A 686-nucleotide genomic window follows, 5' to 3' on the forward strand; every position below is an offset into this window, starting at 1 on the left:
CTGCAATTTTTTGTTCTTCAGTAAGCGTGTCGAGGACATCCCCAACTGTACGCTCGTCATTTTTGTCAGCCACGTCGGCTCCTCCATCAGCATGTGTAAGTTCTTCAGATTCCTCTGAGACTTTTTCCGCTGTTTCTTCTTCTAGTTCCGGTTCGTCTTCACCTGAATGCACAAGCATACCATTATAGAAAATACCCTCGCCATTATCGAAATCTTCTTCCGATGAATGCGCTAAGTTGGTATAATCAATAGTGGCACCTGAGTTGGCTCCGACCATCACTAGACTTACTTCATAGATGGATCCATGGACAACATTGCGGCCCTGTTTACGAATCTTATTAGCCCCGATAGACATTGCGCGAATGTCACCATGACGAATTAGTTCTTTAGCACCATCGGCAGTAGCAGTTTCATTAAAGTAGCCATATCCATATACACCTTCAGGACGATTTTCAAGGTCCATGTGCCCTAGGACATTTCCTGGCTTATCATAATTATGCTGCCAAACCAAAGGAACACGAGTACCACTGTTTCCAATAAAAGCATCTTGCTTAATTACCACGCCATCGGTACAAAGAATATCCTTCTTCGTTACCCAACCGGCGAAGTCTGGTTTTTTAGGCATTAAGTCAAACCCTTTCTATAAATATTTACAACCATTTTGACGAGCATGGGACGTTGCCGAC

1 protein-coding gene is annotated in these 686 nt (G+C 43.6%); it reads right to left on the minus strand.

Going from position 1 to position 686, the window contains the following annotated elements:
- Nucleotides 1-625: HK97 family phage prohead protease (locus tag N1032_RS25600; protein ID WP_259543418.1), on the minus strand; the 625-nt coding region annotated here is incomplete at its 3' end.
- Between the last annotated feature and the right edge of the window lie 61 nt (nt 626-686).

The organism is Herbiconiux daphne (assembly GCF_024979295.1).
Lineage (GTDB): Bacteria > Actinomycetota > Actinomycetes > Actinomycetales > Microbacteriaceae > Herbiconiux > Herbiconiux daphnes.